General features: G+C 70.3%; 15 protein-coding genes. 6 read left to right on the plus strand and 9 right to left on the minus strand.

What is annotated here, in order from left to right; genetic code table 11:
* The first annotated feature begins 217 nt into the window (after window positions 1–217).
* Complete coding sequence (locus tag HKK72_RS11425) at window positions 218–916, plus strand: hypothetical protein (protein WP_187234283.1); 699 nt, start codon at window positions 218–220, stop codon at window positions 914–916.
* A 141-nt stretch (window positions 917–1,057) separates the two neighbouring features.
* Here HKK72_RS11425 and HKK72_RS11430 read toward each other — a convergent pair whose 3' ends face one another.
* Window positions 1,058–1,522, minus strand: coding sequence for a MerR family transcriptional regulator (locus HKK72_RS11430; protein WP_315987188.1), 465 nt, complete (start codon window positions 1,520–1,522; stop codon window positions 1,058–1,060).
* Window positions 1,523–1,547: 25 nt separating this feature from the next.
* Between HKK72_RS11430 and HKK72_RS11435 the strand changes: the two genes are divergently transcribed.
* Window positions 1,548–3,032, plus strand: a complete 1,485-nt coding sequence (locus tag HKK72_RS11435) for an MFS transporter (protein WP_187234284.1) — start codon at window positions 1,548–1,550, stop codon at window positions 3,030–3,032.
* A gap of 52 nt (window positions 3,033–3,084) precedes the next feature.
* On the opposite strand, the gene HKK72_RS11440 is transcribed toward HKK72_RS11435, so the two are convergent.
* The 3 genes from HKK72_RS11440 to HKK72_RS11450 all read right to left on the minus strand — a co-directional run bounded on the left by HKK72_RS11440 (window position 3,085) and on the right by HKK72_RS11450 (window position 7,234).
* On the minus strand, window positions 3,085–4,161 hold the full coding sequence (locus tag HKK72_RS11440; RefSeq protein WP_187234285.1) for a WxL protein peptidoglycan domain-containing protein: 1,077 nt from the start codon (window positions 4,159–4,161) through the stop codon (window positions 3,085–3,087).
* 146 nt (window positions 4,162–4,307) lie between these two features.
* Window positions 4,308–5,819: a purple acid phosphatase family protein gene (locus HKK72_RS11445; RefSeq protein ID WP_222720584.1), complete on the minus strand. Its 1,512-nt coding sequence runs from the start codon at window positions 5,817–5,819 to the stop codon at window positions 4,308–4,310.
* A 194-nt stretch (window positions 5,820–6,013) separates the two neighbouring features.
* Window positions 6,014–7,234 carry a HupE/UreJ family protein gene (locus tag HKK72_RS11450; protein WP_187234287.1) on the minus strand — a complete coding sequence of 407 codons (1,221 nt, stop codon included), beginning with the start codon at window positions 7,232–7,234 and terminating at the stop codon, window positions 6,014–6,016.
* A 175-nt stretch (window positions 7,235–7,409) separates the two neighbouring features.
* On the opposite strand from HKK72_RS11450, the gene HKK72_RS11455 reads away from it, so the two are divergent.
* Window positions 7,410–8,084, plus strand: a complete 675-nt coding sequence (locus HKK72_RS11455) for a hypothetical protein (RefSeq protein WP_222720585.1) — start codon at window positions 7,410–7,412, stop codon at window positions 8,082–8,084.
* A gap of 101 nt (window positions 8,085–8,185) precedes the next feature.
* Here the strand turns inward: HKK72_RS11455 and HKK72_RS11460 are convergent, their stop codons facing one another.
* A complete protein-coding gene (locus tag HKK72_RS11460) occupies window positions 8,186–11,527 on the minus strand; it encodes a hypothetical protein (RefSeq protein ID WP_187234288.1) in 3,342 nt (1,113 codons plus the stop codon).
* A gap of 103 nt (window positions 11,528–11,630) precedes the next feature.
* Here HKK72_RS11460 and HKK72_RS11465 point away from each other — a divergent pair, with 103 nt between their 5' ends.
* The 3 genes from HKK72_RS11465 (at window position 11,631) to HKK72_RS11475 (ending at window position 15,189) form a co-directional block, all read left to right on the plus strand.
* On the plus strand, window positions 11,631–12,224 hold the full coding sequence (locus HKK72_RS11465) for a dihydrofolate reductase family protein (protein ID WP_187234289.1): 594 nt from the start codon (window positions 11,631–11,633) through the stop codon (window positions 12,222–12,224).
* Between the two features lie 234 nt (window positions 12,225–12,458).
* Window positions 12,459–13,616: a hypothetical protein gene (locus tag HKK72_RS11470; RefSeq protein WP_187234290.1), complete on the plus strand. Its 1,158-nt coding sequence runs from the start codon at window positions 12,459–12,461 to the stop codon at window positions 13,614–13,616.
* Between the two features lie 370 nt (window positions 13,617–13,986).
* Entirely contained in the window at window positions 13,987–15,189 is a 1,203-nt protein-coding gene (locus HKK72_RS11475; RefSeq protein WP_187234291.1) for a PQQ-dependent sugar dehydrogenase, read from the plus strand.
* 64 nt (window positions 15,190–15,253) lie between these two features.
* Here HKK72_RS11475 and HKK72_RS11480 read toward each other — a convergent pair whose 3' ends face one another.
* From HKK72_RS11480 to HKK72_RS39820, 4 genes are all read right to left on the minus strand, one after another.
* Window positions 15,254–15,601, minus strand: a complete 348-nt coding sequence (locus HKK72_RS11480) for a hypothetical protein (protein ID WP_187234292.1) — start codon at window positions 15,599–15,601, stop codon at window positions 15,254–15,256.
* A gap of 101 nt (window positions 15,602–15,702) precedes the next feature.
* Window positions 15,703–16,071, minus strand: coding sequence for a hypothetical protein (locus HKK72_RS11485; RefSeq protein WP_187234293.1), 369 nt, complete (start codon window positions 16,069–16,071; stop codon window positions 15,703–15,705).
* A gap of 164 nt (window positions 16,072–16,235) precedes the next feature.
* A complete protein-coding gene (locus HKK72_RS11490) occupies window positions 16,236–18,686 on the minus strand; it encodes a VIT domain-containing protein (protein WP_315987189.1) in 2,451 nt (816 codons plus the stop codon).
* On the minus strand, window positions 18,683–18,862 hold a 180-nt coding region (locus HKK72_RS39820), incomplete at its 5' end, for a hypothetical protein (protein ID WP_222720586.1). The genes HKK72_RS39820 and HKK72_RS11490, both read right to left, overlap by 4 nt.

Consider the following 18,862-nt stretch of genomic DNA (forward strand, 5'->3'; position numbering starts at 1 on the left):
GTTTCGCTGCGGAATCAACCCGGGTTCGTCAGTGACCGTAACTCGCTGATTACTCGTCTGATTTGCCCATGTTCGCCCCTCGGGCGAGGGGTGGAGCCTTCGCGTGTCGCAGCAGCGCGTGGCGCGTGGGAGAGCGCTTGTGGATACGCGGGGGGGTAGGGGACAATTCGGCCTTGTGTGGTGGGACACCAGAGGGGACCGTCAGTGGTGGCGGGTGATGTCCGGTCTGCTGGTCGCCGTCGTGGTGACGCTCATATCCGTATCTGCGATCCGCGCGGGATCGCGTGCCGACCAGGAACGCGAGCGGATGCGCGCTGAGGGTGTGCAGATCATCGCCTGGGTGGCCAAGGTGTCCGGCGGGACCGTGAAGGGCTCGTACCAATTCGCCGGCCGGTCGTGGACGCTTGACTTGGGCATCTGCGGGGGCCGGACGGGCAGGGACTGTCCTGCCGTCGGTACGACCACCAGGATCTGGGTCGATCCCCAAGCGCCTGGGCACACGATGACCGGCGAGGGATCTCTCGATGACCTCGGTCAGCAAGGAGGCGGCCCCGGGCAGAAGATCCTGGTGGTTGCGGTGAGTTCGCTGACAGGCTTCCTATTGTGGTTCTTGCTGGCCGGGGGACGCTCCCGGGATCAACAAGGTTGGGATGCCGACCGGGTGGCGCGGCTGTCCCCGAAGCGCCGGGCGCAGTTCGAGAACTTTTTCGAAGAAGACCCGGTTCCGCCGATGTTCGCCATCGGCTTGCGTGGCTATGACCGGTACCAGGTGGACCAATTTTTCCGCCGTTTCGAGGAACTGCTCGGCGACCAGGACCTGCCTCCGCTACCGCGCCCGGTTTTCGACCTGGCGTTGCGCGGCTATGACCGGAGCCAAGTGGATGGATTCGTGCACTCTCTGTACGACGCTCCATAGCGTGGCCAGCAGGGCCATGGCATGTCCGTCGGTGGTCCACTTGCCCTATAGGCGGTATCACACCGCGAAGGTGCCCAGGTCAGCGACGGATCTGGGTCTTCTGCTCGTCCGAGTCGCCTTGGCACAGGCCGGGCGCGCGGGCTACAGATCCGCTCGGCGGTTGGGCGCCCATAGTCGGTCGGCGTCGCCGGCTGCGAGCCGGCCTCGGTAGACGTCGATCTTGTGGTCGATGAGCTTGAGGTTCTCCTGTATCTCAGCGAGCTTGGCGGCCACGTCGGCGCGGTGGGCCTCCATGAGGGCAAGCCGCTCCTGCTCGTTGCCGTGCCCGGCGGATACGAGTTCGGCGTAGCGTCGGATGGTCTTGATGGGCATGCCGGTGGCCCGCAGCTTGGTGCAGACGATGATCCAGTCCAGGTCCAGCTGCCGGTAGCGCCGCCGGCCGCCGGCGGTGCGGTCGACGGTGGTGACGACCAGGCCGGCGCGTTCGTAGTAGCGCAGGGTGTGTGCGCTGACCCCGGTGCGGCGGGCGGCCTCGGCGATGCTCATGCCCTCTTGGGGGTCGGAGCGAGCGGGCTCGGGTACCGGCTGCGGCTTGACTTCGAGCACGCTCTAAATCCTAGCGTCCGTGGTCATGAGTGATTCAACGCCCCAGACCACGGCCGGCGAACTCAGCCGACGCCGCCGATTTCTGGTTCTCTCGGTCTGCTGCGCCAGCATGGTCGTCGTGGTGATGGACATCTCCATCGTCAACGTCGCGCTGCCGGAGATTCGTCGCGATCTGCACGCCTCGGTGTCAGGCCTGCAGTGGACGGTCGACGCGTACACCCTGGTGCTGGCCGGCTTCCTGTTGCTGGCCGGGTCCACCGCCGACCGGGTGGGCCGTCGGCGGATCTTCCAGGTCGGCCTCGCCGTCTTCGGGCTGGGCTCGTTGCTGTGCGGCCTGGCACCGAGCATCGGTTGGCTGACCGCGGCGCGTGCGCTACAGGCCGTCGGTGCCGCGATGCTCAACCCGGTGGCGATGGCGATCATCGCCACCACGTTCTCCGACCGGGCCGAGCGGGCCAGGGCCATCGGCGTGTTCGGTTCGATGTCCGGCCTGTCGCTGGGGCTGGGTCCGATCCTCGGCGGCGCCCTCGTCGACGGCTTCGGCTGGCGCTCCATCTTCTGGATCAACGTGCCGATCGTGGTCGTCGCGATCGTGTGCACCGCGCTGTTCGTGCCCGAGTCCCGCGCCGCCCGGGCGCGCCGGTTCGACCCGGTGGGCCAGACCCTGGTGGTCCTGGTGCTGGGCAGCGTCGTCTACGCGATCATCGAGTCCACCAGGTTGGGCTGGACCTCGCCGGTCATCCTCGGCCTGCTCGCCGCCGCCGTGACCGGCGCGCTGGGCATCCTCGGCTACGAACCGCGTCGTGTCGACCCGCTGCTGGAGCTGCGTTTGTTCCGCAGCGTGCCGTTCAGCGCGGCGATCCTGATCGCGCTCTGGGCCCTGTGCGCGTTCGGCGCGTTCCTGTTCGTCACAACCACGTACCTGCAGGACGTGCGCGGCATGTCGGCGCTGACGGCCGGGCTGTGCCTGCTCCCGGTCGGGGTGCTGATCGTGGTGCTCGCCCCGCTCACCGGCCGACTGGTCGGCGGGCGTGGTCCTCGACTGCCGCTGGTGGTCTCCGGGGCCGCGCTGGCACTGGGCGGCGGCGCGTCGATCTGGCTCGGACCGGCCACCCCGCTGCCGGCCGTACTCGCGATCTATCTGCTGTTCGGCATCGCCCAGGGCACCATCAACCCGCCGATCACCAACACGGCCGTCTCCGGAATGCCCCGCTCGATGGCCGGGGTGGCCGCCTCGTTGGCCTCGACGGGCCGGCAGACCGGCACCACCCTGGGCGTCGCGATCTCCGGAACCATCGTGGGATCGGCCGCGTCCCGCGGCGGGATGGCGTTCACCAGCGCGGAGCACGACGTGTGGTGGCTGGTGCTCGGGCTCGGCGTCGGCATCCTGGTCCTGGGGCTGATCAGTACCGGGCGCTGGGCCTTGGACACCGCCGGGCGGGCGGCGGCGCTGTTCGAGGGGATGGACCGGGGCGCGGAGCTGCGGACCGCCGCCCTGCACCGCCGGTGATCGGCGGCGGGCCGCTGACCTCGGTGTTGCGCCACCCGTCGGATCCGAACGGCTAATGGTCAGAGGTCTCCGGCTGGGGCAGCGCCTGCTCGACATCCTCCTGGACGCGAGCATCCTCGCGGAGCTCGGCCTGCCGGCGGCGGCGCCGGGCAGCCGGAACCGCGATGACGAGTCCGCAACCGGCGACGAGGAGAAGCAGCAGTGCCCAGGGGAGGGTCCAGCTGTGCGTCGTGGTCTTGCCGACGGCGAGCGGGGCGACCGAGCCCGACGCGTCGGTGAGCAACGGGACGAGGGCGACCGTCCCCGTCAGTCTCAGGGCGGCAGCCACTCCGTGCACCGGCACGGAGACCTTCCAGGTGTCGCCCGGGAGCAGCTGGGGCGAGTCGTCGATCCGCCCCGCGCGGACGCCCAAGCGCCCGAAGGGGCCGGAGACGGACACCGTTTGCCGAGCGGTGAGGATGGCGTTGCCCGTGTTGTGGATCGTGTACGTGACGGTGGCGTCACCCTTTCCGAACGGATTGGGCGTACCCGAGTAGCGCACGTTCAGGTGCTCTACCGACAGGCTCGGCTTGAGCGCTCCACCCACGCGCAGACGGATGCGGATGCCGAGACGCCGGCCCGCATCGCTCCCGTCCGTTTCACCGGCCTGCGTCAGCGAGGTGACGATGCCGCCCATGTATTCGCCGGGCGCGGCGTCGCCAGGAAGAGTGACCGTGAACGGCACCTCGACCGATTCGCCGGGCCGAACCGTCACGTCGGGTCGGGCGGCGTGGACCCACGCGCCCACCCGTGTCGACTTCGCGCCCTTGGCGACCAGGTCGAGCCGGCCCTTCTCGGTGGTGAACCCGTCGGCGGCGTACACGGCCAGGTGGAGCGGCGCGGTGCCGTGGTTGACGACCACGAGACCGTCCTCGAGCCGCCCGCCCGGGTCGAGGGTGTAGCTGTAGTTCTGCCGGTCGGGCCCGAAGTCGCCTGCGGCCGTACTGATCGCCCAAGAGACGTCATCGGCCGCCGCCGCAGCGGGTCCGGCGCCCATTGCGAGGCAGGCGAGCGCGGCGAGCAGTACCACGACGATGGCCTTGGCGAGGGTTCCGACCGCTGTGGTCGTACGCGCTCTGAGCGGGTGCATCTGATGATCCTCGGGCAGTCTGGGAGTGGCGGGATGGAAGACGTGCGATGGGGTGGGCGCCCGACGGTGCCCACCCCATCAGGTGGAGCGGGCCGGATCAGCTCAGCGCGGTGAGCGTGAGAGTCCCCGGCACCACCCTCGGTCGTCTACTGAAGCCAGGCGGACTCGTCCAGGGTCGGCGTGGACACGTCGGCCCGGTAGTCGTGGCCGTTTCCGTGGCCGTTGTCGTGACCGTTCCCATGGCCGTGGTCGTTGCCGCGGTACGGGAGGATCGTCACCTTGTCGACGGTGGAGCCGACCGGCTGAGCGGCGCTGGCGCCGCTGTTCGGGCCGCACCACGACTCCTGGCCCAGCTCCACCGCGGCGTTGGGGGCGGCGCAGGTGCCGCTGCGGAGGTTCTCGACGACGAGCTTGTCGCCCCGCACCTCGACCTTCACGTAGGTACGGACGTGCTCCTGGTTCTCGACCGAGTTGGCCCAGTGGCTCTTGGGGTTCAGCGGGTCGGGGCCGTAGTTCGGGTCCTTGGTCGTGTCCGGAGCGGTGAGGTTGTAGTACTTCGAGCCCGACGCGGAGTTCGCCGTCACGTAGATGACGCCGCCCGGACCCTGGGCCACCTTGGCGGCACCGGGCTTCTCGCTCGGGTTCGCCTTCTTACCGTTCTTGATTTCGTAGCTGCGGGAGTAGCTGTGGTCGTGACCCTGCAGGACCAGGTCGACGCCGAGATTCGAGAAGGCGGTCGGGAAGTCCTGACGGCGCAGTCGGTTGTCGCCGTCGTTCGCGTGTGAGGCCGGCGAGTAGATCGAGTGATGGTAGACGAGCACCGTGTACTTGGCGTCGGCGCCGTGCTTCTTGACGACGTCGGTGACGTAGCCGATGTGCGCCGCGTCGGAGCCGGCGGCGTAGGCGTTGCTGTTGAGGTCGATGAACAGGACGCCTTTGTACTTGTACCAGTAGTCACCGCCCGACCGGATGGCCGCGTCGCCGTTGTAGTACGGCGCGGAACGGTCGGTGTTCGGAGTCCAGAAGTGCTGTTCGTACGCCTTGCCGCCGACGTCGTGGTTACCGATGGTGGCGGCCCACGGGTACTGGCGCAGTTTGTCGGGCGCGAGGAACGCGTCCCACTGCGTCTCGGTGTTGGCGGTCTCGACCTGGTCACCGCCCGAGACCAGCAGCTCGGCGCGCGGGTTGGCGGCGAGGGAGACGTTCAGGGTGTCCTGCCACCCTGCACCGTCCTTCGCCACATCGCCGGAGGAGCCGATCTGCGGGTCGCCGTAGAACAGGAAGTCGAAGTCGCCCTTGAAATCCTGCGTCTTGAAGGAGTACGTCCGGGACCAGCCGCCCTCGGTGCCGACGCGGTAGGAGTACGCGGTGTGCTCCTTCAGGCTGTCGAGCGTGGCGTGACCGTTGTAGCCGCCGTTGACGGTGTTCGCGGCGACCGTGGCCGGGAAGGTGACGCTGTTCTTCGGGAACCTGCCCTTTTTGATCTTGGAAGTCGGCGCGACCTGCACCACCTGCGCGGTGCCGGCCGAGGTGTACCAGGACACGACGCGCTGCGTCTCCTTGGCGCCCACGCCGAGGACGATGCCGGTGGGCGTCGCGCCATCGGCAGCGTGGGCCGCGGCCGTCAGGCCGCTGCCGAGCAGTGCGGTGGCACCCATGACCGCCGCGGTGGCGCCAACAGCCACTCGGCGTCGGGCAACGCCGGAGCCCGGTGTCCAGTTGTCGAACTTCATCAGCTTCCGTCCGTTTTAGGGATAAATGATGAGCCTTGTGAAGATTTCGAAAGTGGGTGTCTTCGAGGTGAACTTGGGGAAGGCGCATCGTTGCGTTTGCCGGAAGTCGTGATCACGTCTCAGATTCCGAGAACTCGCTGCACGAACCACACCAGGCCCATCACGGACACACCCGCTGCGATCGCCCCGGTCGTCCACAGCCCCGCGACCGGTCGGCGGTGGCGCAGCAGGGCGAGCAGCGGGAAGACGACGATGACGATCGCCAGCTGGACGACCTCGATGCCCACGTTGAAGACGAGCAGCGACCACAGAAGCGTCCACGACCAGGCCTGGTCGATCCCCAGTGCCGAGGCGAAGCCGAGCCCGTGCACGAGGCCGAAGCAGAAGACCACCGCGAGCCGCGTCCAGCCCGCGCGGTCCAGGCTGAGGTGACCGCGACCGACCGTCTCGAGATCTGTGGCGTGCGACCGGCGTCGCCAGAGTCGCCACAGATGCCAGCCCGCGACGACCGCGATCGAGAGGGCGATGACAGGCTCGACGAACGACGCGGGCGCCCGCACGAGGCCGAGAGCGGCGAGGACGAAGGTCACCGAGTGGGCCAGCGTGAAGGTCGTCGCCGCCAGCACGATCTCGCGCAGGCGGCGTGACCCCGCGATGAGCGCCAGCAGGAACAGGATGTGGTCGATCCCGGTGAGCAGGTGCTCGGCTCCGAGCCGGAAGAACTCCCCGAACCGCTCGGTCCAGGACTGTTTCGTGGAGAACGACCGATGCTGAGCGTCGAGGGCGGCGCTTCCGGACGTCAGATCGAGGTCGTAGGTGACGATCGTCTTGGTGTCGCGCACATAGCTCTCGGAGTCCGGGAACAGACCGCTGCGCACCTCGTGCGCTCCAGCGGACTCCGGGCACCGATAGTCGAGAACCAGCAGCGCGTACGGGACACCCTCACGTCGCTCGATCCTGAAGTCGCCGTCCTGGACCGGGGTGCACGTCCCGCCCTCGGCCGTGACGCCGAAGCGGTGGGTCACGTACGCGACCACCGAGTCGGCGTGGGCGTCGAGCGCGGCGGCCTGCTTCGCCGCGTCGTCGGCCTTGAACGCCGCGTCGCCCGTACGGAAGAGCGGGTCATCCTTCTCGGAGTCGGCGGCGGAGACGACCAGCAGGTCGTACTCCAGCCCGAGCTCGGTGCGGACGTGCCCGGTCTCGGGCGAGGTCAGGTGGACGTACACGGTCGAGCTGAACCCGTGGGCGAGAGCGGGTAGGGCGGGCAGGGCACTGAGCAGAACGGCCACGGCTACCGCGGCGACGACGGCACAGGCACGACGCCGAGCGGCGTGGGACATGTGACTCCTCTTCGATGGCGAACGCAATCTGCTCGGCTCAGATGAACGAACGGCAGCCCGCGCGCGAACCGGCGAGGAACCAAGCCCGTCGGAAACGGCCCCTGGCATCGAAAACCGCAGGTGATGGGGTAGGAAGTTAGGCGCAACCCCCTGTCACCCCCGGAGGACGATCTTCTTGCGCTCTCGACTTCTGCCCGCCGGCACGCTGGCCGCGGCAGTTGCGACCGCCGTACTGGTCAGCGGATGCGGCTCCGGCGACGACTGGTCCCGGCCGCACGCGAAGCCCACCGCCGTCGGCGCCCTCGGCCCGGGGTACGTCGACCGGGCGGCACCGCCCGCCCCGGAGGCGACGATCACACCGCGACCCCGCTCCTGGGACGGGGTCCGTCCATCGAAGGGCTACCGCGTGGTGCTGCTCACCGCGGGGCGAGACCCCCAGACCAGGACGCTGGTGAGCGCCGTGGAGGAGTGGGCCCAGGCGGAGCACGTCAGCCTCAAGACCGTCACGGCCACGGAACCGGCACAGTTCATCGCGCGCATCAGCGAGGCGATGGACCTGGGACCCGACCTCATCATCAGCGCCGGCAACGACCTCGTCGACCCCCTGGCCATGGTCTCTCCCAACCACCTCGACCAGCAGTTCCTCGTGGTAGGCGCCGAACTGGCCGAGCCCACGGCGAACGTCACCGCCGCCGACTGGACCGGTGCGTCGTTCCGCGGCGAGGGGCTGGGCATGTCCTCGACGTACGATCCCGCCACCTTCACCCCCGAACGCGCCGGACGCGCCGTCCGGGCCGGTGTCGCGGCCGTACTGAGCGGCCTGACCGGCATCGTGATCTGGCTCGACTGAAGGCCCTGGCCCAGGCCGATTCTGACCTGGGCCTTCCGCTTGTCCTGGGTGCCGCGGTGATCAGTAGTGATCGTTCCGGTGCGCCCTGGAGAGCGGTCATCTTATGATCGCGGCACGCTCGATTTCTGCATTGGTTCCGCCTCGTCGAGGTGATCCTGTGCCGCGGCGATCACTGCCGAGGGAGCGACCCTCGCGAGCACCGGCAGTAGCGGCGTAGGTGAACCGCCGATCAAGACGGTTCCGAGAAGTGCGCAGGCTCGGTCGGGTGCAATGAGCGGTACAAGCGTCATCAGCGCCTGCGCTTGGGCGGAGGGGTGGGTGATGGATCGGGCGATGGTCTCGGCCCGGTCGAGGTCTCCCGCCCGGGCCACCGCTCCCACCAGCGCCGCCAGAACCTGTGCCAGGTCGAGGTCGGTGGTGGAGGCTGCGATGCTCTCCGCCCGCTCGGCCAGCGCGGTGGCCTGGTGCAGGCGTCCTGCCCGGGCCACCGGTCCCACCAGCTCCGCCAGGTCCGGTTCCTCCTCGTAGGGGTCGGCGAGGGAGCACGCGATGGCCTCGGCCCGCTCGGCCAGTGCGGCCGCCCGGTCGAGGTCGCCTGCCTGCACCACCGGCCCCATCAGCTCCGCCAAGGCCCCTTCTTGGGCGTAGAGGTTCGTGATGGAGCAGGCGATGGTCTCGGCTCGTTCGGCCAGTGCGGTCGCCCGGTCAAGGTCTCCCGTCTGAACCACCGCTCCGACCAGTGCCGCCAGAACCCACGCTTGGTCGTATCGGTCGGTAATGGAGCGGGCGATGGTCTCGGCCCGCTCGGCCAGTGCGGTCGCCCAGTCGAGGTCTCCCGCCTGGGCCACCGCTCCGACCAGTGCCGCCAGAACCTGCGCTCGGGCGCGGGGGCCGCTGGGGGAGTGGGCGATGGTCTCGGCCCGGTCGAAGTCTCCTGCCCGGGCCACCGCTTCCACCAGTGCCGCCAGAACCCGTGCTCGGGCGCGGGGATCGGTGACCGAGCGGGCGATCGCCTCGGCCCGGTCGAAGTCGCCGGCCTGGGCTACGGGGCCGACCAGCTCCGTCAGGGCCTGTGCCCGGTGGTAGGCGTTGAGAGAGCGGGCGATGGTCTCGGCCCGGTCGAACTCTCCTGCTTGAGCCACCGGCCCCACCAGCGTCGCCAGAACCTGCGCTCGGGCGTTGTGGTCGGTGATGGAGCGGGCGATGGTCTCGGCCCGCTCGGCCAGTGCGGTCGCTCGCTCGAGGTCGCCCGCCTGAGCCACCGCCTGCACCAGTGCCGCCAGGGCCAGCGCCCGGGCGTGGAGGTCGGTGGGGGTGCGAGCGATGGTCTCGGCCCGCTCGGCCAGTGCGGTGGCCCGCTCGAGGTCGCCCGTCTGGGCCACCGGGCCCACCATCGCCGTCAGGGCCTGGGCTCGGGCGTGGGGGTCGGTGGGGGAGTGGGCGATGGTCTCGGCCCGGCCGAAGTCGCCTGCCCGGGCCACCGCTTCCACCAGTGCCGTCCGGGCCTGCGCTTGGTCGCGGGGGACGGTGATGGAGCGGGCGAGGGCTTCGGCACGGTCGAGGTCTCCTGCCTTGGCCATCGGCCCGATCAGTGCCGTCAGGGCTCGTTCGTGGGTGCGAGCGTCGGTGATGGAGTCGGCGATGGTCTCGGCTCGGTGGAGATCTCCTGCCCGGGCAACCGGCCCCACCAGTGCCGCGAGGGCCCGTTCGTGGGCACGGGTGTCGGTCAGGGAGCCTGCGATGGTCTCGGCCCGTTCGAGGTCTCCTGCCAGAGCCACCGGCCCCACCAGGGCGGTCAAGGCCTCCCCCTGGTCGTAGCGGTCGGTGATGGAGCGGGCGATGGTCTCGGCCTGCTCGGCCAGTGCGGTCGCCCGGTCGAGGTCTCCCGCCTGAGCCACCGGCCTTACCAGCTCCGCCAGAACCTTCACCTGATGGTAGGGGTGAGCGAGGGAGCCTGCGATGGTCCGGGCCCGGTCGAGGTCTCCCGCCTGCGCCATCGGCCCCGCCAGCTTCGCCAGGGCCTGCGCCCGGTAGAAGGGGGTCGTGAGGGAACGGGCGATGGCCTCCGCCCGGTCGAGGTCGCCTGCCCGCGCCATCGCTCCCACCAGTTCCGCCACGGCCTGCGCCCGGTCAGAGGGGTCGGCGATGGAGTGGGCGAGCGCTTCGGCTCGGGTGGGATTGCCGAGGGCGGCCCAGGCGGCCGGGAGGTTGGTCGGGATGTTGCCGTCGCGTTGGGCGAGGTGTTCTCGGGCGAAGGCCAGACGGAGGCCGGCGGTCAGGTCGGGGACCGATCGGTCGCGGATGTACTCCTGCACGGTGTTGATGTCCGCGATCGCGGCGCCGCCATCGACATCGAGCATCCTGTCCCGCCGCGCGCGGTCGGTCGCGACCTCCGTCATCCGCGGCAGGTCACCGGTCTCCAGCAGCATCCGCAGATAACCGCGCAGCAGATACTCCGGCGTCCCCACCGGCCAGCCCCGTTCACGGTGGCCGTCAGCCCACGCGTGCAGACGCGCCCGCCATCCGGCCAGATCGTCATGCAGCCGGCGCAGAGCAGTCCGTTGCAGTTCCTCATGGGCCGGCACGAACAACGGGACCGGCTCGGGATGCCCCGTGCCGTCACGGGTGGTGAGGATCCGGCCGGCGACCGCCTGCAAGAGCCGCTCGATCTCCCACACCGACGCCCCGGTCAGTTCCGCCAGATCACTGCCGGACAGGCCCCCACCGGCCGCGGCCAGCAGGCCGAGCAGATCCCTGCCCAACCCACCGCCGTCCAGCAGGTGCACCAGTTCCCGCTCGACCTCCCGCTGCGCGGCCTGTGCCGCAGGCGACGGATCCAACAGCCGGACGACCCATGCGTCCTTGGGGCGCCAGGGCGGGACATCGGAGGGGACCGGCGGATCGGAACGCCCTGCGACCACCACCCGTGCCCCGGGGCGGGCGGCGTGGGACAGCAGCGCCGCGATGCCGTGTGCGTCGGGACCGGTCGTCGCCCCCCGGCCCTCATCCACCCCATCGACCAGCAACACCAGTCGGCCGCCCTCACGTGCGCACAAGTCGGCGGCCTCGTTCAGCAACCTGAGAAACCATTCCTGCCGATGCGCGTCGGTCAGCACAGCGGGCAACGACCTACCCGTGACCTCCGACAGTTGCGGCAGCACCGCTTCCAGGAACGCCGCCCACTCGCTTTGATCCGCCCAGCGCGGGGTGATGAAGAACGACACCACCCGCACCCCCGGCGGAGGAGCCAGCACGAACGAGGCCATCAACGCCGACTTGCCCGCCCATGCCTCGCCCTGCCACCACGCGTACGCCGGTCCCTCGGCCGCGGTGCAGAACGCCGCCAGCTCCGCCAGTTCCGCATCGCGCCCGACCAACACGTCGGGAGCAAGCCGCCTGACTCTGTGCAGATATCCCGACACGGCAACACGACGCTCGGCCATACCGCCATCATCCAATTGGTGTCGATTCCGCGCGACCTCGTTCGTGTAGGGGGTGAGAGGCCGGCCGGGTGCCGGCGAACACCACCGAGCACGGAGCACTGACATGGGCAGGATCGTGGCGAACATCTTCCTCACGCTGGACGGCGTGATGCAGGACCCGGGCGGCCCCGAGGAGGACGCGCATGACGGTTCCGAACTCAGCGGCTGGTCGACGCCCTACCAGGATCAGGTCATGGGCGAGGCGATGGGAAAGGGAATGGCCGGCGGCGGCGTCATGCTGCTCGGGCGGAAGACGTACGAGCACCTCGCGACGTACTGGCCGCACCAGCCGGACGACAACCCCTACGCCGCGGTGCTCAACAACCGCCAGAAGTACGTCGTGTCGAGGACGCTGCGGGAGCCGCTGCCCTGGAGGAACTCGACGCTCATCGACGGCGACGTGCCGGGAGCGGTGACCGAGCTCAGGGAGCAGCATGACAAGGACATCGCGGTACTCGGCAGCGGTGAACTGGTCCGATCGCTGATACCGCACCGCCTCATCGACGTGTGCGTCCTGCTGATCCATCCCGTGGTGCTGGGAAAGGGGCAGCGCCTGTTCACGGGCGACGGTACGTTCGCCGCGTTCCGGCTGGTCGACAGTACGACGACGACGACCGGTGTGATCATAGCGACCTACCAGCCCGACGTGTCCAAATGAGCGTGAATTCCAGGTCGGCGGTGTTCAGCCGCCACTACGGCTGATCGAAGCCTTGCTCGGGCTCGATTCGGGTCGCTTCGTTGCCCGAAACGCGGTGCTTCACCGGACTGAGGGATCTAGCCTCCAACGTGTGCCGGGGCGGCGGGACCGTCAGCACCGGGGCCTGAAGGAATGAGGAGGTCGGCGGTCGACCATGTCCGACCAGCAGATCGACGACACGCTGGGTCGCGAGCGATGAACCGGCGCGAGAAGAGCCTCGCGGCCACTCCGTACCCGGGGGCGCCGGTGGTGTCGTGGCCAGTCGGGGAGGCCGCCCCTGAGCTACCCGCCGGGAAGGCCGGGATCTCGGTGTGGATCCGGACCAGGGCGATTGATCCGCCCAGTTTCGTGGCGCCCAGGGCCGTCGGAGTCGACGACCGGCCGATGTGGCACGGGCTCGGCCGGATGGTCGTCGTGACCGAGCCCGGCGAGCACCTCGTCGAGGTCGGGGGATGGGTCTCCTCGGTAGAGACGGCGAGGCTGGTCCGGGTCCGCGCCGGCGAGATCGTGGAGTTGGAGTACTGGAAACCGGCGTCGTTCGGCAGTGTGGACGGGGTGCTCGTCCCGGCCCCGGCGCGGCGCCGTCTCGGGTCGGGCGGGTGGGGGGTCGTGGCCGGATTCCTTGCCTTGATGTGCGTCGCGTGGCTCGCCGAGGCGACCGAGGAGGCGAGTAAGGCCGTCTTCGCCGTCTTCACCGCTCTGTTCTTCGTAGCCCCGCTCGCGGTGGTGGTGCTGTGGAGCCTCGTCAAGCGCCGCATCGACCGCCGGTACCGCGTCGCCATGTCATATGAGGCCACCGCGGACACGCGGGCTGCGGACACCGGGATGTTCCTCGGCGACGGCGATGCCCCGGCCGGCCTCGCCGACGGGATCCACGGTGTCCTCGTCGTCACCGGGACGGCCGCGCGGAAGTACGTCTGGAACAGACTCACGCCTCCCGCGATGACCTTCCCGACCGCCGACCCGAACGCGTGGCTGCCGTGGCCGTCAATGATCATCGACGGTGTGGAGCGCCCGTTCTCCTGGCGCAGGTGGTGCTACCGGCTTCCGCCCGGCAAGCACGAGGTGACGGTGACCGTCAGGCCGCCACTGCTCGGCGAGGGCCAGGATCGCGGCGACAAGGATCGCGGCGACAAGGATCGCGGCGACAAGGATCGCGGCCGGTTCGGCGCCGAACCGGTCACGGTGACGGTGGACATCGCCGCCGGACGGGTCACCCGGCTGGACCTTCGGGTCAAGGCCACGACCGAGGTGGTGTCGACCACTCGGGACCGCAGGGGCCCGACCGAGCCGACCCGGTTCGAGGCGTCCGTCGAGATGCGGGCTTCGACTCCGATGACACCGGGGAAGTAGGCTCCCACTCGCTCATGAGCAGGTGACGCAGTACGTGGTCGGGACCGCGGCCGTACAGGGAGCGAAGCCGCGAGTTTCGGCCGTGATCTCGTACTCCGTGGCCGGCCGGCTTCGGCTGACGCGGTCGGCTGGGCCCGTTACCTTCACGGGATGGCGATCGGCGCGGAGACGTGGTTGCACGACGTCGTAACCGACATCGCTCCCGCACGGCGCCGAGGACGTCCGGTAGAGCGGCCTCCCGTCCGGTCGTGCAGCCTTTCCGCCCATTCGGCGGTTCACCCGGGTTCGATGATCGCGGCGTGGTTCGCTGATCCGATGCGGACCGGCCGGGGTCGGTGACCGGATGCGCCGACGCGGAGAGGATGTGCCCATGCAAGGGTTCCGGAGGATGTGCGCCGCGGTCGCCGTGACGGCCGCCGCGATGACCGGCTGCGGTGGATCGGACGCGGGCGAATCGACCGATGAACGGTCCGGCGGCCGGCCGGCGACCACGTCGGGCGGCACGCAGGCGCCGGTCGGCAAGGTCGAGCTGACCAAGGTGGCCGACCTGGACGCGCCGCTCGGAATGGCGGTGCGCAAGGGCGACCAGGCGCTCTATGTCATCGAACAGCCCGGACGGGTGAGAGCCATCCGCGACGGACGGCTCGATCCCCGGCCTGTCCTCGATCTGCGCGCCGACATCGCCAGCGGCGGTGAGCGGGGACTGCTCGGCATCGCCTTCTCGCCCGACGGGCGCTATGTCTATCTCGACTTCACCGACAAGAACGGGGACACCCGCGTCGCCGAATGGGCCGTGGGCCGCGACGGCAAGGTCGACCAGGGCTCCCGGCGTGAGGTGCTGTTCCAGAAGCAGCCGTACGCCAACCACAACGGCGGTCAGCTGGCGTTCGGGCCCGACGGCCACCTCTACATCGCCCTCGGAGACGGCGGCAGCGGAGGCGACCCGCAGGGCAACGGCCAGAACCTCGGCACCTGGCTGGGCAAGATCCTGCGCATCGCGCCACGTCCCGGTGGCGGCAACGCCTACACGGTGCCGCGCGACAACCCGTTCGTGGACCGGCAGGGCGCCAAGCCGGAGATCTGGGCCTACGGCCTGCGCAACCCCTGGCGGTTCTCGTTCGATCCCGTCACCGGTGACCTGTGGATCGGCGACGTGGGCCAGGACAAATGGGAAGAGGTCGACCGGCAGCCGGGTCGCTCGAAGGGCGGGGAGAACTACGGCTGGAGCGCGCGGGAAGGCCGGCACCGGTTCAAGGGCGACCGTCCGGCCGGCGCTGTCGATCCCGTCCTGGAGTACCCGCTGCACAAGGACAGCGCCTGCTCGGTGATCGGCGGCCATGTCTACCGCGGCAAGAAGCTGGCGGGCCTCACGGGCCACTACGTGTACGGCGACTTCTGCGCCGGATGGGTCAAGGAGGTCCCCGTCGGATCCTCGGGGCCCCAGAAGGGCGCCGACCCGCGGACCCTGCTCACCGGCGTCGCGCAGCTTTCGGCCTTCGGCGTGGACCAGGCCGGAGAGCTGTACGTCCTCAGCCTCAACGGACCTGTCTACCGCCTCGACCCGGCGACCTGAGCGGGGAGAGATCCGCCGACCGGCGGGCCCGACCGCGTGATCGCCGTGGACGAGGGCCGAGCGGTCACGGTTCGGTGGCGCGCAGGATCTGGAACCAGATCCGGACGAGCAGGCTTACGAGCGTGAGCAGCAGCCCGGCGACCACCACACCGCGCAGCACCAGCGTGTCGGGGATCGTGCCCGCCAGGACCAGAACGCAGACGCCGGTCTCGGCCAGCACGATCGTGGCGACGCTGATGGCGTAGACGCGCACCCTCGGCTTGGTCCAGAACAGCACGCCGTTCACGGGATCGTCACGGCGCAGTCGCCGCTGCTCGTTCGGCAGGTTCTCGAGGTAGCGGGACTCCCAGACCAACGCCAGCAACAGGACGGGCAGCACCTGCGCCATGGTCGAGTAGAAGTCCCGTGCCATCGGTGGCTCCTCGAGATCGCCGGAGTACGTGATTATCCGGTGACACGGCGATGGGGCCAAGCCCGTCACGGCTTGGCCCCATCTCTATGTGAACCCGTGGATCAGGTGGCGTTGGCGCAAATGGCGTAGACGCTGATGCCGACCGTGCTGAAGCCGTCCTGGCGGCCTAGGGCGATCCAGCCTCGGCCGTCGTCGGTGGGGAAACTGCCCACCAGGATGGCTCCGTTGCCCTGGGCCTCCCCGCCGCCGCCGACCGCCCGTTTCCCGCCGGGGCACCAGACCGTACGCCGGGTGAAGGCGGGAACGTTGGCGTTGGGCAGCTTGACGAGCTGGTAGCCGTCGAAGCCCGCCCGCTGCGCATTGACCGGCTTTCCGGCGGCCGCGGCGCCCTCCTCCTGCGTCGCGATGCCGGTGCCGACCACGGCTCCAAGAGCCAGGACCGCCCCTGTGGCCGTGTATCTACGTCGCATGTACACCCTCCCGGTTGTCACATGCCGAATCCACGACATGCGCTCTCTCTGACCGCGAGGTCTCCGTTCCACCGGCGGGGGGTCCGGTGAAGACCTCCACCTCGCATACGGAGTGTTACCTCATGGGCGCTGAGAGTAAACACCGGGTCTGCGGTCGTTCTGGTTCAGCCCGGCCGCTTCCAAAAGGCTCGCCTGGTCGGCGCGGGTGAACCGCTCCCGGCGAACTCCGTCAGCACGCGCACCGTGCGCTCCCAGAGATCGGTCATCCCCAGGGTGTGGACGGGTTCGTCGGCGTCCCTCAGGTCATGGAGCAGCGAGACCAGCGGGGCGACCACGTCCTCGGCCACGCCCGCGTCCTTGAGATGGACGACCAGCGCGTCGAGCCTCGTGCGCAGATCGGAGAGCAGCCGCCACCGCGTGTCGTCGGGCGCGCTCGCCGAGCCGGTCAGCAGTTCGATCTCCTGCCGCGCCTGCCGCCGGGCGAGCGAGAGGGCGTCGGGGCGCTGAACGCGCCGGGAGCCCGCCGACAGGGCGCCGCCGCCGGGTCGCGCTCGCGCCGTCATGCCTCGGTGGGGACCCCCTCCGCCCGGCCGGCCCATCGGCCCGGGCGGGACCGACCCGGCCGACATCGGCATGGGCGGTGCGCCCCGCTGCGCCATCGGCACGGCGGCGGCCGGCGCCGGCGGGGCGGCCATGGGCGCCCCGAAGGCGTCGGGTTGCGCGGTGGCCCAGCCGTCGGGCGTCTCGACCGGCTGTACGACGCGGTGTGGGTCCTGACCTGCGGTGACGACCCGGCTGTCGACGGCGACGAAGGCGGTGAACCTGCACAGGACGCCGAAGCGCAGCGAGGTGTCGACGATCCGCTTTTCGAGGCTCTCGGACCCGCTCGTGACATAGCGGTCCTCGAGCTCCCGCAGGTGCGCGCGGGCCCAGATCGCCGCGGCCGCCCGGTCATGGGCGACGGTGGCCGACGCGCCGCGCCGCCACTGCGCGCCGTCCGCCGTGACGCCTCGTACGGCCATCGCGCCGGCCGGGTCGCCGCGCCACCGGCCCGAGATGACGAGGGGCACTCCGGGGAACAGTGCGCCGAGCCGGGCGGGGGCGACCGTGTCGGGCACGATCTCGAGCCCGTCGCTCTCCAGCGACAGCCCGGTGACAAGCGGGGAGCCGATCCGATGGTGGATGTGCTCCATCGCCTCGTCGAGCCGGTCCTCCGACTCCACGAGCTCCAACCGGCCCTGCCCGATCGCGGCCAGCCGGCCGAGGAAGCCCGCGTTGACCGCCCGGTCGATGCCGACGGCGTGCACCCGGGTGCCGCCGAGCGCGGGCCCGAGGTGGGCGAGGATCTGGTCCTCGTTCCCGACCTGCCCGTCGGTGATCAGGACCAGCACCCGGTCGCGTTCGGAGTCGCCGAGCAGGCCGGCCGCCTCGCGCAGCGGGGCGAGCATCTCGGTGCCGCCGCGCGCGCTCAGCCGGGCCAGGTGCTCGACGGCGCGGAACCGGTTGCGGTCGGTCGCCGTGACCAGCGCGCCCGGGAGGTCGGCGGGCCGCTCGACCACGTGGTCGAAGCACAGCACGGCGAACCGGTCCTCGCCGGTCAGCGTGTCGACGATGCGGGCGGCCGCCCGCCGGGCCGCCACGATCTTCCACCCCTGCATGCTGCCCGACCGGTCCAGCACCAGTACGACGTCGCGCGGGCGCGGGCGCCGCTCTCCCGACGGCATGACCGTGAGCGTGAACGTCCCCTCCTCACCGGTGTCGTCCGGCACGAGGGTCAGCGCCCCCGCCTCCTGCGGGGCGAAGCCCAGACGCAGGATGAAGTCGCGGTCCAGGCGCCGGCCCGGCCGCAGCCGGACGACCGTACGGCCGCCGTCGCCCTCTTCCGCGGCGATGGCGTCGGAGCCGGCGCCCCCGAAACTGGATCGGATCTCGGTGAGCGGCAGACCGGCCGGGTCGATCTCGACCGCGACCGCCAGCCGGATCGGGTTGGGGAAGCCGGGCAGCAGCACGGGCGGGCTGATCCGGGAGGCGTCCGGGACGGCGCCCGTGTCCGGTTCGACGCCGGAGCCGGCGGCGGGTTCGTCGAGCGGCGCCCCGGGGATGTAGCGAGGGGCCACGACCAGTGGGAAGCGGAAGGTCGCCGCGTCGTCCTCGTACGGGAGCGGCTGGCTCAGCTTCAGCGTCACGGTCACCCGCTCGCCCGGCAGGATGTTGCCGACCCGCATGGTGAAGACGTCCGGCCGGTCCTCTTCGGCGATCGCGGCCCGCCGGCCCGCGGCGATCGCGGCGTCGTAGTCCTCGCGCGCCTGGCCGCGTTCCTTGAGCGTGCCCTCGATGACCCGGTCGGCCGCCTCCATGCGCATGGCCGTGAGCGCCGCGCGGTCGGGCAGCGGGAAGATGTAGGTGGCCTCGAGCGGCACGTCGAAGGGGTTGTGGAACCCTTCGACCACTTCGACGCCGGCGGCCAGCCCGGTGATGGCGGCGCGGATGTCGACGGAGTCGAGCGGCAGGTTGCCCTTTTCGGTGGTGAGCGCCCCCAAGCCCTCTTCGGCCGTGGCGGGCGGGTCGCCGGCGTCGGGCCGATCTGGGAACAGCGGCGCGATATGCACAGTCACGTGGATCTCCCTGTGGGGAATTGCTCGGAAGGGGCGTCGGTCTCGGTCGGGCTCTCGGTCTGAGCGTCATCGGCGGCGTCTGTGCCGGTATCTGCGCTGGTATCGGCGCCGATCTCGGCGTCGGCGGCGCTCGCCGAGGGGGGTGTACGGGCGGATCCGTCCGGCAGGCCCAGGCG

The sequence above is a fragment of the Actinomadura sp. HBU206391 genome, assembly GCF_014323665.1.
Lineage (GTDB): Bacteria > Actinomycetota > Actinomycetes > Streptosporangiales > Streptosporangiaceae > Actinomadura_C.